Origin of the sequence: Niallia sp. HCP3S3_B10 (assembly GCF_052064465.1) — a bacterium.
GTDB lineage: Bacteria > Bacillota > Bacilli > Bacillales > Cytobacillaceae > Niallia > Niallia hominis.
On record NZ_JBQHVO010000017.1, the window covers coordinates 30,521 to 46,448 of the forward strand.

Sequence of the window (15,928 nt, forward strand, 5' to 3'; positions counted from 1 at the left end):
TATAAAACAGCAGTAGTTGGTGGCATTATTTTAACTTATTTAATTATTTTTAGGGGGAAGTTAAATGAAATCATACTTACAAAAGCTCGGGCGTGCATTAATGCTGCCAGTGGCTGTTTTACCAGCAGCAGCGTTATTAATGGGTATTGGTTATGCAATTGATCCAAGTGGATGGGGAGCCGAAAGCCCAATTGCATCCTTTTTTATTAAAGCTGGTTCGTCCATATTAGATAATATAGCAATCTTATTTGCAATAGGAGTTGCGCTAGGGTTATCAAAAGATAAAGATGGCGCATCCGCTATGAGTGGTTTAGTTTCCTATTTGGTTGTGAAAACTTTGCTATCTCCTGCTTCTGTAGCAATGTTACAAGGGATTCCTGTAGAAGAGGTGAACTTGGCTTTCTCTAAAATTGAAAATGCATTTATCGGTATATTAGCAGGTGCTGTTGCTGCAGCTTTGTATAATCGTTTTAGTAAGACACAGCTCCCAACAGCATTTGCCTTCTTTAGCGGAAAAAGGCTTGTTCCTATACTTAGTGCTGTTTCGATGCTAATCATTTCCGTCATTTTATTATTTGTTTGGCCAGCAATTTTTTCAGGACTTGTTTCTTTTGGTGAAGCAATTAGTAAGCTTGGAGCAGTTGGTGCTGGTATATATGGTTTCTTTAACCGACTACTTATTCCAACAGGGTTGCATCATGCCTTAAATGCTGTATTCTGGTTTGATATTGCAGGAATTAACGATATTAATAATTTCTGGTCTAATAATGGGGTAAAAGGTGTAACTGGTATGTATCAAGCGGGCTTCTTCCCAGTGATGATGTTTGGACTTCCAGCAGCAGCGCTTGCTATGTATCATACTGCAAAAACAAAAAGAAAAAAACAAGTGGCTTCCTTGATGCTTGCAGCAGGGGTAGCAGCGTTTATAACAGGAGTTACAGAACCAATTGAATTTGCATTTATGTTTGCAGCACCTGCCCTTTATGTAGTTCATGCAGCATTAACAGGTCTCTCTCTTTTTATTGCCGCAAGTTTTCATTGGACAGCAGGCTTCGGATTTAGTGGTGGATTTATTGATTTCTTCTTAAGTTCACGTTTGCCGCTAGCAAATAATCCATATATGCTAATGGTTCAAGGACTAGTATTTGCCGTTATCTACTATACATTATTCCGTTTTCTTATTACTAAATTTAATTTTAAAACACCTGGAAGAGAAGATGATGAGTTAGTGAATGAATCATTAGATCAGGTTGCAGTGACTACAGATAATAAATTTGCTGTGATGGCTTCTGAAATTTATAAAGGTCTTGGTGGCGACAATAATGTCACTTCTGTTGATAATTGTGTAACACGTTTACGGGTTGAAGTAAAGGACATGGATGCTGTTGATCAACAGAAAATTAAAGCAACCGGTGTACCAGGGATCAATATAGTGGGAAAAACAAGCATTCAAGTAATTGTAGGAACACAAGTTCAATTTGTTGCAGATGAGATTGAAAAGATTAGAGAGTAATAAACATTAGAAGGTGAAACAGCCCTAGTTGAAAATAATAGTCTAAAGAAGAATCTTCTAATGGAAATTCAAATGCGGTGGTCCCTCTTTTTTAGGACTACCGCATTTTTTGTAGACTTAAGAAAACTGAGAAATTAGCAGGTTTAACTGTCGGTTATCTAGAATCACCATAGATAGGAAAATACATTAAATGTTGAATATAAAAGTGGAAGGAGCGAGCCATTATGTCGTCTATTGATATTAATTGTGATTTAGGAGAAAGCTATGGTGCTTATCGTATTGGGAATGATGAAGGGATTATACCATTTGTGACAAGTGTTAATATTGCCTGTGGCTTTCATGCTGGAGATCCAACGACCATGAGAAAAACGGTAAAACTTGCGCTTGAGAATAAAGTAGCGATTGGAGCACATCCAGGCTTTAATGATGTACTAGGCTTTGGAAGAAGAGAAATAAATATATCACCTAGTGAAATTTATGATCTTGTTGTTTATCAAATAGGGGCATTAGAGGCAATTGTGAAATCAGAAGGGGGAGCTATGCAGCACGTAAAACCCCATGGTGCATTATACAATATGGCAGCAAAGGATATCCACTTAGCAGAGGCTGTTGCTAAAGCTGTTTATAAGGTGAATCCTGAATATATCCTTTTTGGATTAGCGAATAGTGAAATAATCAGGGCAGGTAAGCGATATGGCTTAAATGTTGCTAATGAGGTATTTGCAGACCGCACCTATCAGTCAGATGGTAGCTTAACTCCACGTACACAGGAACAAGCGCTTATCCATGATCCAAATTATGCAGCAAAGCAAATACTTCATATGGTCAAGGAGAAAAAGGTTGTTTCAGTTCAAGAAGAAGAGGTACCGATTCAAGCAGATACAATTTGTATTCACGGAGATTCAAATGAGGGCTTATCTATCGTAAAAACAATCAGAAAGACGCTCCTTCAGTCTAATATAAGCATTCAAAATTTCAAACAGTCGGAAGCAAAGCATTAATGCTTTGCTTCTCCTATAAAAGACTATGAATCTTTTGAGTTTTCCTAACAAAATAATAGTAGACGCAACGGTTTGATGGAAGAGAGCTAAAAAGAAATAGAAAAATAGCAGAAATTTAATGAAAAAAAATGGGACTTTTATTACGATAAGATGTATAATATATTTCATTAATGTTACAAAAATTGATTTGGAAACTATTTTGTAACAAATCTAATGGATAAACACTATCGAGATAGTAACAACTTAATGAGGAAGTTATATGAAGAAACAAATTTGTATGCATTAAATTATTTTTGCTCTCATTAATTTAAATGAAGATTTTTTAATTTGCTATCTTTCCATGGATTCACTGGTTTTGTTGGGAGTGGGAGAAATGGGTTCGATTGATGAGCTCTATAGACAATATAATCAAGAGTTAATTCATTTTTTAATATATTTAGGAGTAAAAAAAGAGGAGGCGGAGGATTTAGTTCAGGAAGTTTTTATCAGAGTTCTTAAAACAAAATGCTCCTTTAAAGGAGAAAGTAGTGAAAGAACTTGGTTATATACAATTGCAAAAAATATCGCTATCGATCATTTTCGAAAGCAAAAAAATTCTTATTCCTTTGATTGTGAAATTCCCATTCATATAAAAGATGAACAGGCACTTCCTGAGGAAATGGCACTATATAAAGAACAACTGGATTGGCTGAATCATTTACTAAAATGCTGTACGGTAGATCAAAAAAAGGTAATCTATTGTAGATATTTAAAAGACATGAGTATTGTAGAAACAGCATTAAATTTAGGATGGTCTGAAAGCAAGGTGAAGACAACACAGCATCGTGCTTTAAAATTACTTCAAAGAAGTCTAGTAAGTTCAAAAAATGTAGATGGAATTTCAATAGGAGGACATAAAGTAGAAATAGAGAGTTAACAGAGCATTACCACTCCACGTTTATTGTATATGGAAAGCAGAGGTAAAAAAAAGTGGAGGATAAACCCCCACTTGTCTTTATATGTTATTTTATTCCCTTCATCTTGCTCTGAATCATTGGTGATAACAAGAAAAGGATAATACTTAAGAGGATTGCTATTCCGCCTAAAATACCGAAATAGGCAACTTCCGATATTTTTGTAAATAATGGTGCGATTTGTGCATTAAGTGCTTGAGCAGCTGCACTAGATAAAAACCATAAGCTCATTGTTTGTGCAGAGAAGGCTTTAGGCGCAAGCTTTGTAGTTGCGGATAGTCCTACTGGAGATATACATAGCTCTCCAACAACTACAAGGAAATAGCTTAATACTAACCATAATGGACTTACTAGTGTATTTTCTCCACCAATATAGGCAGGTAACATCATAATGATAAAGGATAAACCTGCAAATAATAAAGCAATCGAAAATTTCTTAGAAACAGAAGGCTGTCGATTACCAAGCTTCATCCAAATCCATGCAAATATTGGAGCAAAAATGATGATGAACAACGGATTGATGGATTGGAAAATTGTCGGTGAAAGACTTAATCCAGCAAACTCTAATTGTGTTCGTTTATCTGCATAGGTAGCTAGAATAGTGGAGCCTTGTTCTTGGATAGCCCAAAACATAACTGCAGCTAAGAATAACGGAATATATGCAATTAATCTGGAACGCTCATCACGATCTGTCTTGGGACTGCGATACATAACAGTGAAATAGATAGCGGGAATTAAGAAACCAAGAATTCCAATAATTGTGATGAAAGAATCAAATGTTAATATTCCTAAAGAAATAGTAATAGCAAGAATAATGGCAAGGACAACTACACCAATTCCGATGGAAGAATAAACTTTTTTCTTTTCCTCTTTTGACAAAGGATTTGGCACTACTGTACCAGCAAGACCTAGGTTTTTCTTTTTAGTCATCATAAATACAATTAAACCTAATAACATCCCTACTGCAGCAAGTCCGAAACCAAGATGGAAGCTATAATTCATTCCAATCTCTCCGACAATAATCGGTGCTAGGAATCCACCAAGATTTATTCCCATGTAGAAAATACTAAATCCGGCGTCACGTCGAGCATCCTCTGGACTATACATTTCCCCAACAATACTTGATACATTGGGTTTTAATAAACCTGTTCCGATAACAATTAAGACCATCGAAATAAAGAACATGGTAATACTTCCTGGAACGGCTAAAACAATATGACCAAGCATGATGAAAATACCACCATAGAAAACGGCCATAGACGTACCAAAAATTCTATCAGCAAACCATCCGCCGATTATACCCGACATATAAACAAGGGAACCGTAAATGGAAACAATAGCTATTGCTGTTCCTTCAGAGATACCTAATCCGCCTTTAGAAACTTCGTAATACATATAATAAACTAGGATGGCTCTCATTCCATAGTAAGAAAACCTCTCCCAAAATTCTGTGAAGAAAAGAGTGAATAATCCTTTAGGGTGCCCAAAAAATCCCTTTTGGGGAACACTGTCCACAATTTTCTGTTTATTTAGTTCTGACATCATGAAACCTCCTCTATTATTTTAATATAATACTGAAAAGGTGCTAGATTTGTCAAAAAAATTTTTATTTCTGCTTTAATATAGGTAAATATAAGGAGGATATACTATTAAAGTCTTAATAATCTCTATTTTTAGAATAGAATAAGCATTTCTAATATAATAATTGAGGAAGGATTACTAGTATTTGATACGATTTGTGAGTGAATGGAAAGGAGAAATAGTCAAATAATCTAAAAATTGATGATTGCAATTATCAAGTGCGAGGTAGTGTTCGCAAGATTAAGTGATAGATTCACTTTGAGGAGAAAGGCGAAAGATAAAAAGGAAAGAAGATTCCTGCTATAGAAAAACCTGAACAATCATAGTTCCATATGCTTGTTCAGGTTTTTTTATTGGTTTATAAAAGCTGTGATAGTGGCTATTTACTTTTGTCCCAGCCTCTTGTTATCAATTAATTCGGAAGTCTCCACTAATGAACTGTCTTACTGACTAAAAAATTCAATTAACAACTTATCATCAGTGAGGGAAAGGAAAACGCCCACGATGATAAATTCATGTTATTTATCCACGTACAGCCTTAATTGCTTCTTCACGATTTGGATTATTATAAATAAATGATCCAGCAACAAGAACATTTGCCCCTGCTTCTTTCACTAATACTGCCGTTTCGGCATTAATACCACCGTCCACTTCAATATCAAGTGCCGGATTTAGTTGATCAGCCAATTGACGAACTTCTCTAATTTTTGGAAGTACATTATGGATGAATGCTTGTCCACCGAAACCAGGATTAACGGTCATTAATAGAACCATGTCAATATCTTCGATGATATGTTTGATTGTATCTACAGGAGTACTTGGATTTAATACTACGCCTGATTTAACCCCATTTTCTTTAATCAATTGAATAGTACGGTGCAGGTGGCGACATGCCTCAACATGTACTGTGATGATATCAGCACCAGCTTTTGCAAATTGTGGTATATAAGAATCAGGATTTTCAATCATTAAATGAACATCTAAAGGTAAAGTTGTAACTGGACGGATTGCTTCTACAATAAGTGGGCCAATCGTAATATTAGGTACAAAATGTCCATCCATGACATCTACATGGATATAATCTGCTCCACCTAGCTCAACGTCTTTTACTTCTTCTCCTAGCTTCGCAAAATTAGCGGAGAGAATGGAGGGTGCAACTTTAATCATATGTATTCCTCCTCTTTCTAGTCTAATATAAGTGCAATAATATACACATGAAAATTATAGCAGAGTGTGAGATATGGAACAAGAAAATTAAAAGCGGTAGCACTATTGCATGGGGAAAGAGGGAATAAAAAATAGTAGCCACTTCATAATTTAGGAGGATGAGAGGAAGTGGCTATTAAAAAATGAATCATGAAATGTAAAGAATTATAATTTATTGATGATTTCTTTTTGAATTTCAGCAGGTGCATCTGCAAAATTTGTGGAAATACAAGTAACTAACATTTCTTTATTTTTATAGAAAGGTTCTTTGTTTTTATTATAGTAAAAACGAACACTTTCTTCCTCTTTAAAAAATTCTTTTCCGATTTTTAATAAAGTAGTTATTGGCAGGCTATTAAAGGATATATTGCTTTCTTCCTGTTTGGCAGTTGGAATTGACTGCTCTTGACCTGCTAGTTTAAATTCTTTCACTACTTTTTTTAGGATTTTTTCTTGAGAGATTACTTGTTTAAACAGTTTTTTGCGCACTCTCTTTTTCTTGGATTGAAGTCCAAAGGATTCTAAAATAAAGTGATGTAACTCTGTATTTTGTGTAACTTCTTCTTGCATTTTACTGATTGTATTCATTGCAAAACTCCTCTAATCTTTTCTTTCAACCCTAAATCCATGGAATATAGGGATTTTGGCACTGAATCATTATATACTAAACTATTAAAAGTACAAAATTTAATTCGAAATCCGAAATAAACATCTGGTGCGAAATGGGTGACTATTAAAAAATTATCTAGCAAACTATAAAGAGAAGGCATATAGCCTTCTCCCTATTACTCTCCTCGTTCTTCAAATAAGCGAGCAATTTCTACAATGACATTTGTCGCTTTTATCATGTTGTCAACAGATACATATTCATATTTGCCGTGGAAATTTTCGCCACCTGTAAATATATTTGGGGTCGGTAGTCCCATATAAGAGAGCTGGGAGCCGTCAGTTCCACCACGAATTGGTTGGACAATAGGGCTAATACCGAGATTGTCCATTGCTTTGTAGGCAACATCAACAATTTCTTTTACTGGTTCTATTTTTTCGCGCATATTGTAGTATTGGTCCTTTAAGTCTAACTTTATCGTATTATCGCCATATTTTTGATTTAATTCGACCACAATTTCTTGTAGAACATTTTTTCTTTCTTCAAAAGAATTACGATCAAAATCACGGATAATATAATGGAGATTTGTCTTTTCAACATCTCCTTCAAAGGACAGTAGATGATAAAAGCCCTCGTATCCTTCTGTAAATTCAGGTGCCTCACTTGCTGGCAGGCGACTTTGTAATTCCATTGCAATTTTTATACTATTAACCATTTTCCCTTTTGCTGTACCTGGATGCACATTTGTTCCACTTATTGTAATCTTGGCTCCAGCAGCATTAAAGCTTTCGTACTGCAATTCGCCTAAGGGGCCACCGTCAACTGTGTAAGCAAAATCAGCATCAAAGGCTTCTACATTAAATTTATGAGGACCTCTGCCAATTTCTTCATCCGGGGTAAAAGCAACTCTGATTTTTCCGTGTTTAATGTCGGGATTTTCCTTTAGGTAAATTAGGGCAGTGACAATTTCAGCAATACCAGCCTTATTGTCTGCACCAAGTAAGGTAGTTCCATCTGTCGTAAGTAAAGTATGCCCCACATAATTCTTTAGTTCAGGGAAATCGTTTGGAGATAAAGCGATATGTAAAGCTTCATTTAATATAATATCTTGCCCATCATAATTTTCTACTCTTTGTGGACGTACATTTTTTCCTGTGAAATCAGTAGCAGTATCTAAGTGAGCAAGAAAACCAATGGTTGGAACTTTTTTATTCGTATTTGCTAGCAAAGTAGCCATCACATAGCCATTTTCATCAATAGTTACTTCATCTAATCCAATTTCTTTAAGTTCTTCTACTAATAAATTAGCTAGTGTTAACTGTCCTGGAGTAGAAGGACATTCTGCGTTGTTCTCATTCGATTGTGTATCAACAACAGCATATGATATAAAGCGATTTATTATATTTTCTTTCACGGTATTCAACTCCTTTTCAAGATATTCTGATTTTATCATAGAAGGAATGAATAATACGAATATAGTGAATTTGCTGCTAACATTTTCGTTGCAATTAGAATAAAGCCATCAATGGAGAAGACTTGTTCACAATTATGTTGAAATTGTGGCTGGTTTGATGATTTATTGGGGTGGCTTTTTAGATAGAATATAGGTATTACTTATTGTAGTGAAGGAGATTTATAAATGAAGAAAAAAAATAGACCAATGATTATTTTCATAGTGATTGCGGTAATCTTGATTGTTTGTTTTGCAGCTATCTGGTTGTTAAACAGTAATCGTATTAATGCTATTGAGGATTTAACGAAAATAGAAGCATCCTCTACATTCAATCAGCAAGATGAGGAATATATCGTTTATTTTTGGCAAGCAACCTGTACATATTGTAAGGAAATTGAAGAGGATGTTATTGAGTTTAGCAACAGTGGAGACGTTCCAATTTATATTGTCGATATGCAGGAAGAAAAGAATGAAGCTAGCTGGTATGACTGGGAAGCCCACCATAAAGAGCATGACAAAATAATAGGTAAAATAGTGGACGGAAAAGAAGTTTGGAATGATGGAATAAATATAGAGGACTTCCAAAATGATAAAAATATTGCCTGGGGGGTTGTTGCAAATGAGGATAATCAAATTATTGCCACACATAATACAGCCTACGGCAATGAAGCGCCAGAAACCGCGAAGGAAATTGAAATTACTGGCACCCCAACGATGATAAAAATTAAAAATGGTATATTTGAAGATTATGCTGTAGGAGTAGAAGAAACACTTGATATGCTGGGGAAATAAGGTCGATAGAAGGCGGGATAAAACTAAATGGAAAAATCTGTAAAGACGAACAATCTCTAATTTAGCCCCTAAAATAAAGCTACTTTCTCATGATGGTATCTATGTCTTTAAATATAGTCAAGTGTAAAAACTATGTTCCAAGTACGAATTTAATGGGAAGAGGCTGTCTACAGGAAGTAGGACCACAAATAGAAGAATTAGGCGTAAAAAGAGCACTATTGGTAACCGATGCTTTCCTAAATGAAAGCGGGATTGTGGCAAAAGTAAAAAAAGTACTCGACGAAACAGAGATAGAGTATGTTGTTTATGCAGAAGTAAAACCTAATCCGACAACAGCAAATGTATATAAAGGAGTAGAAGCATACAAAGAAAATGAATGTGATTTTATTGTATCTGTTGGTGGAGGATCTCCTCAAGACACAGCAAAAGCAATTGGACTTTATGTAACGAATGGTGGAGATATTAGGGATTACGAAGGTGTAGGAAAAACTTCAAAAAAATCAGTACCAATTGTAGCGATAAACACAACTGCTGGAACATCCAGTGAATTCACCATTAACTATGTCATTACAGATGAGGAACGACAAGTAAAAATGGTGATGGTGGATAAAAATTGCCTTGTAACGATATCTGTGAACGATCCGGAGCTAATGGTGGATAAGCCTGCTGCATTAACAGCTGCAACAGGAATAGATGCTTTAACACATGCGATAGAAGCAATTGTTACTCCGGGAGCATATGCAGTAACCGATGCTACTGCTTTAGCTGCAGTAGAGAAGATATTCACTTATTTACCGCGTGCAGTTAAGGATGGACATGATATAGAAGCCCGTGAACAGATGGTATATGTTATGTTCTTAGCTGGTGTGGCATTTAATAATGCAGGTTTAGGATTTGTTCATGCAATGGCACATCAATTAGGGGGCGTATATGATTTACCACATGGTGTATGCAATGCTATGCTCTTACCTATCGTGGAAAGAGAAAATGCTAGACGGGATCCTCAAAAATTTCCTGCAATAGCTAAAGCGATTGGTATTTCTATTGAAGGAAAAACGGATAGCCAGTGTGCTGAGGAAGTCATTGCTGCCATAATAAAGCTTTGCCAAACAGTAGGAATTCCAGCAAAATTATCAGAATTAGGTGTAGATGAGGTGGATTTGGATAAATTAGCGAATTTTGCATTAGTAGATGCATGCGCTCCAGGAAATCCATTCCAACCTACAAAGGAAGAAGTCATTTCTATGTTTAAAGAGATTTTATAATAATAACATTTGGCTTCCAAGTAAGGAAAATCATTAAAAGAAATTGAAAAAGAGCGTTATACAGCATAAAAAAAGGATGTCTTAACAGAGTTATTTATTACAATAACACTTTAAGACATCCTCTTTTTCTTATTCTATTACTCTCTTCAACCCAATACTAGCTAAAGCAGTATGTAAATTTGCACACGTGGTAATCTTGCTAAAGTCGATTCCTAAAGAAATAATCGTTTGAGCAATTTCAGGTCTAATTCCAGAGACAATGGATTTAACTCCAATCAAATCCAAAGCGTGCACTACTTTAAATAAATTATCTGCAACCATTGTATCGACAATTGGTACGCCAGAGATATCTAAAATGAGATATTCGATTTTTAAATTGGCAGATTCTTGTAATGCTACCTCTAAAATTAATTGTGAACGTTGTGTATCTATTTCGCCGATAAGTGGGATAATCGCTGTTTCTTTCGCGATTGGAACAACTGGTACAGACAGTTCTTCTAATGCATTATAGGCAAGCTTCATTATCTTTGTATTATGTTCTTCATAAATATGCCCAATATAAGCACTTATTTCATCGAGAATCGGATCAATGATCTTTCCTACATCCAACATAGTAATTGGTGCAAAAGACTTCTGCTCCAATTCTTCTGTAAATACGTCCCAAATAACATTTCGATAAATGGATAGGGAGCGAAGGGCGGATTGTAAAGGAATATGATTCCTTACAAATGCTTCTGCAGTTTTTTCCGACCATTGCTGTATTTCATCTGTATCTTTATTATCCTTTAATGATTCAGCTAAAATGAAAAAGAGTTTCGCATTCCATTTATGCATATCTTCTTTTAGATATGGTAAGGATAAATCAGAGGTTTGCTGTAAAAATTGAGATAGCAATGTATTTGTATTTTCAGCAAGGATGTACTTGTTTTTTATGATTTTGTTACCTATATAAGCTAATTCATCCTTCAAAACGGCTCACTCCTAAGTATAAATCTATTTATAGTATACATGTTCTTTCCTAATATGTGGAGCAAATGAACTTCTATAAAGTCTTTGGATAAGGTCCTGTGGAATTTCTTAATACCAAGTTAGGCTTATACACATAGGACAATGGTAAAGTTCCTTTTTCTTCCACTGCATTGACAATCCATTTTGCTGCATCTAAGCCCATATCCATTTTTGGGTGGGATACAGAAGTTAATTTAACCTCAGAGGCTTCGGCTAAGAATGAATCATCATAGCCAATGATGGCGATATCATCTGGAATGGATAAATGTATGGAGCGAAGATACTGGATTACTTGGATGGCAAGTTGATCATTATAACAAATAATAGCGGTCGGTCTATTATCTGTTTTGAAAGTCTCTGCCAATCGCTCCATGGGAAATTCAACTTGATTTTCGGTAGAATAATTAATCAGCATTTCTGGGAAGAACGGAATCGAATAAGCTTTATATGCTTGTATGAATCCTTTCATTCTATTAATTCCTTGCAAATCATCGGATTTAAATAGTCCAATGATTTTTTTATGCCCAAGCTTTATTAAATGCTCTGTCGAAATAAATCCACCATATTCGTCATCCACCACTAAATGAGGGGGAGAGAGCTGTGGATAAAATTGGTTAATCATTAAATAAGGGATTTTATTTTGCTCTAACTCTAAATAAAACTTCATGTTTGGATTGAAGACATTTGTTTTAGTCGGTTCAATAATTAAACCGTCAATGTTTCTATTTAACATTGTCTGAAGACATTGTTTTTCTTTTTTTATATCATTGTCCGTACAAGCGAAAGTAAGTGAATATCCACGATCTGTTAAATAAGATTCAATTCCTTTAATAATGGATGGGAAAATATAGTCTGATATATATGTTGTAATGACACCAATATTTTTCGTTTTATTTAATGGAAGCTGAGAATGGGATAATGCCATTTGTGTAGAAGGAATCTGCTGATGGGAAACAAAAGTACCAGCACCCTGTTCTCTGTACAGCCAGCCCTCATGTACTAAATCGCCTAATGCTTGACGAATCGTATGTCGACTTACCCCAAACATTTTCCCCAATTCGTTTTCTGAATATATTTTTTCTCCAGGCTGCACTTTACCGCTAGTGATCCAGTCCGTAATTTTTTCTTTCACCATATTGTATTTTGTTGTTTGTGCCACTGTTTCACCGCTTTCCATTGTAGTTAACGATGTTAACTTATACGTACAATAAAAATCAATCATAGAGATATCGTATCAAAAATAGGCTTAAAAGACCAATGTTTTCTTTGATAAAGGGGGGAAAAGTCGGGTGAGAGGCACAAGAAAAAGAAAACATAGAGTTTAGCAAGGAAATAGTGAAAAATGATGTGGCAAGTATAATCCTTCTTATTTATTATACGTACAAGTTTATATACAATATCTTTTTCATAAAAGGATGTTTTGAAAACGTATTACTAAATTAGTTGACAACTTGTATATACATGTTATGATGGAAGGGAAGGAAAACATAAAAAATTCGTTCTTATGGTCTTGCGTAGAGTACTAAATCAAAGAAAGTTGATATTCATTATGATGTCGACCGGTTTGTGTGCAGATGAGCATAAGGTATTTGAACTTATTCTAATAAATTTAATGGAAAAAAACACAGATACTAAAATCGAGGCCACTGAAAAAGTCTAGTTCTCCAAATAAAATGAGGTTTTATTTATTTGAAAGCGAATAATAAGTTGGTTTGGAGAGGTGACCGCTTGACTCCTATGGGAGCAGCGAGAAAGTCCGAGACCCTGCAGGAGCGTGAGCTGTGAAGCGGCTCGGCGCTCGCCCCAATGAGTCATGTGGTCACCTCGGAAAACAATTTACACATCTAAGTTTAAAAGGCGGTTACAATCAATCATCAATAGCTATCAGTTTTTCAGTGCCCTCACTAAAATCATTACGTTTTTTGAGATAAAGGAAAAGGACATAATTCTCACATCGGTGGTGTAATAGATGGAACAAGCATGGTGGCAAAAGGCAGTAGTATATCAAATTTATCCGAAGAGTTTTCAAGATACAACTGGAAATGGAGTAGGAGATATTCAAGGAATAATAAAAAGACTAGATTATTTAAAGGAATTAGGGGTAGATGTCCTGTGGCTAACACCTATTTATGCTTCCCCACAAAAAGATAATGGCTATGATATTAGTGATTACTATGCCATTCATCATGAATATGGAAATATGGATGACTTTGATCAGCTATTAAATGAAGCTCATCAAAAAGGGATAAAAATAATTATGGATATTGTCGTTAACCATACCTCCACAGAGCATGAGTGGTTTAAACAGGCCGCCTCTTCTAAGGATAATCCTTATCGTGATTTTTATATTTGGAAAGATGGAAAAGAAGATGGAAAGGAGCCAACAAATTGGCAGTCAAAATTTGGTGGGAATGCGTGGCAATATGATGAAAAGACAGATCAATATTACTTACATCTCTTTGATGTAACCCAAGCTGATTTAAATTGGGAGAATGAACAGCTACGCCATGAAGTTTACAAAATGATGAAATTCTGGTTTGAAAAGGGAGTAGATGGCTTCCGTCTAGATGTTATTAACTTAATTTCAAAAAATCAGGATTTTCCAGATGATGATGGTTCAGTAGCACCTGGTGATGGAAGAAAGTTTTATACAGATGGTCCACGTGTGCATGAATTTATCCATGAAATGAATCAAGCTGTTTTTTCAAAATATGACAGTATGACAGTTGGGGAGATGTCTTCCACAACATTAGAGCATTGTATTAAATATACAATGCCAGAACGTAATGAATTAAGCATGACCTTTAATTTTCACCATTTAAAGGTAGATTATCCAAACGGAGAAAAATGGGAAATTGGGGAAATGGATTTTCATGCTTTAAAACAAATTCTATCTAACTGGCAAGTAGGGATGCATGAAGGTGGAGGCTGGAATGCCCTATTTTGGTGTAACCATGATCAGCCGCGGATTGTATCTCGTTATGGAAATGATGGAAAATATCATAAGGAATCTGCGAAGATGCTTGCGACCACGATCCATATGATGCAGGGCACTCCATATATATATCAAGGAGAAGAATTTGGGATGACCGATCCTAAATTTACATCTATTGACCAATACCGTGATGTGGAATCTTTAAATATGTATAATATATTGAAAGCAAGTGGTAAGCCAGAAGCAGAAATCTTAGAAGTTCTACGTAGAAAATCCCGTGATAATTCTCGTACACCTGTTCAATGGAATGGAGATAAAAATGCTGGATTTACGGAGGGAACACCATGGATAGAAACAGCGAGAAATTATAAAGAGCTGAATGCAGAAAATGCAATAAAGGATAAAGACTCTGTTTTCTATCACTATCAAAAGTTAATTAACCATCGTAAAGAATACGATATTGTGACAGATGGAGATTATGAGTTACTTGCTCCTGATGATGATAAAATATTTGCTTACTTACGTAGTACAGATAAAGAAAAGCTATTCGTAATAAATAATTTTTACGAGGAAGAAGCGGTATTTACTGTACCGAAGCATGTTGATACTACAGGATTAACAAGTACAGCGCTTCTTTCTAACTATTCAAATTCTCCTTCATTTGGAGAAAGTATTACGCTAAGACCATATGAGTCCATTGTTTATCATTTAAAATAAGACTTCGTTTCCTGCGGAGAAATTTCGCAGGAAATATTTTTAATCAGATTTATGGGAAAATTTTTGTTATTGCGTTAAAATAGAATGAAAGAATCTTTTATTGGAGGTACTAGTTTGTTTAAAAATCTATTTAAAAGAAATAAGGAAGAAAATACGCGTTCAACTAATAATTACATTCAGCCATTAGAAGGAAAATTACTAAATATTAGTGAAGTTCCTGATCCTGTTTTTTCACAAAAAATGATGGGGGATGGTATAGCAGTAGATCCAACAAATGGTGTTTTAGTTGCTCCGGCAGATGGACAAATTATGAATGTATTTCCTACAAAGCATGCATTGAGCATGACGGACAATAGTGGAAAAGAAATCTTAATTCATGTTGGATTAGATACCGTTGCTCTTAAAGGGGAAGGATTCACAGCATTTGTTAAAGATGGAGATAAAGTAAAGCAAGGACAAAAATTAATGGAAATCGATTTTGATGCAATTAAGTCAAAGGTTCCGTCTATTATTACTCCAATGGTATTTACAAACCTAGGCGAAAATGAAAAAGTAGTAGTTGAAGGCAACGAAATAAAAATAGGATAAGAAAAAATGCTATGGGGAGAAACAGCCTCATAGCATTTTTTATAAAGAGAAAAGTTGAAATAAAATTCAGGTAAAACTGCAGTTGAAAGATAAAAGAAGAAAGGGAAAATCAATCTTTAGCCAAAAAAATGTTAGTTTATACTGTCCTACATGTAGGGCGGTATTTTTTGTGAAGTTGATTTTTGGAATATTTCTAATCCTGTTGTTCTTTAGTACCAACTACTACTGTGATAATAGATATATGTTTATTTAGCCAATCTAACAAACAATAATGCTTGTTTACTATTCGATTGAAATCGCTTTAATTTA

General features: G+C 35.0%; 13 protein-coding genes. 7 read left to right on the forward strand and 6 right to left on the reverse strand.

Features of this window, described 5'->3' with window-relative positions; translation table 11 throughout:
* Positions 1–64 precede the first annotated feature (64 nt).
* The 3 genes from nagE (at position 65) to ACTNDN_RS09915 (ending at position 3,430) form a co-directional block, all read left to right on the forward strand.
* Complete coding sequence (gene nagE, locus ACTNDN_RS09905) at positions 65–1,513, forward strand: N-acetylglucosamine-specific PTS transporter subunit IIBC (RefSeq protein ID WP_031536832.1); 1,449 nt, start codon at positions 65–67, stop codon at positions 1,511–1,513.
* A 224-nt stretch (positions 1,514–1,737) separates the two neighbouring features.
* Entirely contained in the window at positions 1,738–2,514 is a 777-nt protein-coding gene (locus ACTNDN_RS09910) for a LamB/YcsF family protein (RefSeq protein ID WP_441131180.1), read from the forward strand.
* A gap of 373 nt (positions 2,515–2,887) precedes the next feature.
* On the forward strand, positions 2,888–3,430 hold the full coding sequence (locus tag ACTNDN_RS09915; RefSeq protein WP_235251786.1) for an RNA polymerase sigma factor: 543 nt from the start codon (positions 2,888–2,890) through the stop codon (positions 3,428–3,430).
* A gap of 85 nt (positions 3,431–3,515) precedes the next feature.
* Here ACTNDN_RS09915 and ACTNDN_RS09920 read toward each other — a convergent pair whose 3' ends face one another.
* The 4 genes from ACTNDN_RS09920 to pepT all read right to left on the reverse strand — a co-directional run bounded on the left by ACTNDN_RS09920 (position 3,516) and on the right by pepT (position 8,275).
* Positions 3,516–5,009 (reverse strand): peptide MFS transporter, encoded by a 1,494-nt coding sequence (locus ACTNDN_RS09920; protein ID WP_235251785.1) that lies wholly within the window; start codon positions 5,007–5,009, stop codon positions 3,516–3,518.
* A gap of 561 nt (positions 5,010–5,570) precedes the next feature.
* Entirely contained in the window at positions 5,571–6,215 is a 645-nt protein-coding gene (gene rpe / locus ACTNDN_RS09925; RefSeq protein ID WP_048718780.1) for a ribulose-phosphate 3-epimerase, read from the reverse strand.
* Between the two features lie 204 nt (positions 6,216–6,419).
* Entirely contained in the window at positions 6,420–6,842 is a 423-nt protein-coding gene (locus tag ACTNDN_RS09930; protein WP_031536838.1) for a hypothetical protein, read from the reverse strand.
* A 197-nt stretch (positions 6,843–7,039) separates the two neighbouring features.
* A complete protein-coding gene (gene pepT / locus ACTNDN_RS09935) occupies positions 7,040–8,275 on the reverse strand; it encodes a peptidase T (RefSeq protein ID WP_048718783.1) in 1,236 nt (411 codons plus the stop codon).
* A 225-nt stretch (positions 8,276–8,500) separates the two neighbouring features.
* On the opposite strand from pepT, the gene ACTNDN_RS09940 reads away from it, so the two are divergent.
* Both ACTNDN_RS09940 and ACTNDN_RS09945 read left to right on the forward strand, forming a co-directional pair.
* Positions 8,501–9,106: a hypothetical protein gene (locus ACTNDN_RS09940; RefSeq protein ID WP_441131181.1), complete on the forward strand. Its 606-nt coding sequence runs from the start codon at positions 8,501–8,503 to the stop codon at positions 9,104–9,106.
* A gap of 101 nt (positions 9,107–9,207) precedes the next feature.
* Entirely contained in the window at positions 9,208–10,371 is a 1,164-nt protein-coding gene (locus ACTNDN_RS09945) for an iron-containing alcohol dehydrogenase (RefSeq protein WP_441131182.1), read from the forward strand.
* 129 nt (positions 10,372–10,500) lie between these two features.
* Here the strand turns inward: ACTNDN_RS09945 and ACTNDN_RS09950 are convergent, their stop codons facing one another.
* Both ACTNDN_RS09950 and ACTNDN_RS09955 read right to left on the reverse strand, forming a co-directional pair.
* Positions 10,501–11,340 (reverse strand): STAS domain-containing protein, encoded by an 840-nt coding sequence (locus ACTNDN_RS09950; RefSeq protein ID WP_441131183.1) that lies wholly within the window; start codon positions 11,338–11,340, stop codon positions 10,501–10,503.
* Between the two features lie 73 nt (positions 11,341–11,413).
* Positions 11,414–12,538, reverse strand: coding sequence for a GntR family transcriptional regulator (locus ACTNDN_RS09955; protein WP_441131197.1), 1,125 nt, complete (start codon positions 12,536–12,538; stop codon positions 11,414–11,416).
* 810 nt (positions 12,539–13,348) lie between these two features.
* Between ACTNDN_RS09955 and treC the strand changes: the two genes are divergently transcribed.
* On the forward strand, positions 13,349–15,031 hold the full coding sequence (gene treC / locus ACTNDN_RS09960) for an alpha,alpha-phosphotrehalase (RefSeq protein ID WP_251629433.1): 1,683 nt from the start codon (positions 13,349–13,351) through the stop codon (positions 15,029–15,031).
* 114 nt (positions 15,032–15,145) lie between these two features.
* Positions 15,146–15,619, forward strand: coding sequence for a PTS sugar transporter subunit IIA (locus ACTNDN_RS09965; RefSeq protein ID WP_053094364.1), 474 nt, complete (start codon positions 15,146–15,148; stop codon positions 15,617–15,619).
* Positions 15,620–15,928: the final 309 nt, after the last annotated feature.

Bases quoted from the DNA above. Each gene is read 5' to 3' on its own strand.
- ACTNDN_RS09910 (WP_441131180.1), top strand. From the start codon at position 1,738: ATGTCGTCTATTGATATTAATTGTGATTTAGGAGAAAGCTATGGTGCT.
- ACTNDN_RS09945 (WP_441131182.1), top strand. From the start codon at position 9,208: ATGTCTTTAAATATAGTCAAGTGTAAAAACTATGTTCCAAGTACGAAT.
- nagE (WP_031536832.1), top strand. From the start codon at position 65: ATGAAATCATACTTACAAAAGCTCGGGCGTGCATTAATGCTGCCAGTG.
- rpe (WP_048718780.1), bottom strand. From the start codon at position 6,215: ATGATTAAAGTTGCACCCTCCATTCTCTCCGCTAATTTTGCGAAGCTA.
- ACTNDN_RS09915 (WP_235251786.1), top strand. From the start codon at position 2,888: ATGGGTTCGATTGATGAGCTCTATAGACAATATAATCAAGAGTTAATT.
- ACTNDN_RS09920 (WP_235251785.1), bottom strand. From the start codon at position 5,009: ATGTCAGAACTAAATAAACAGAAAATTGTGGACAGTGTTCCCCAAAAG.
- ACTNDN_RS09930 (WP_031536838.1), bottom strand. From the start codon at position 6,842: ATGAATACAATCAGTAAAATGCAAGAAGAAGTTACACAAAATACAGAG.
- ACTNDN_RS09940 (WP_441131181.1), top strand. From the start codon at position 8,501: ATGAAGAAAAAAAATAGACCAATGATTATTTTCATAGTGATTGCGGTA.
- treC (WP_251629433.1), top strand. From the start codon at position 13,349: ATGGAACAAGCATGGTGGCAAAAGGCAGTAGTATATCAAATTTATCCG.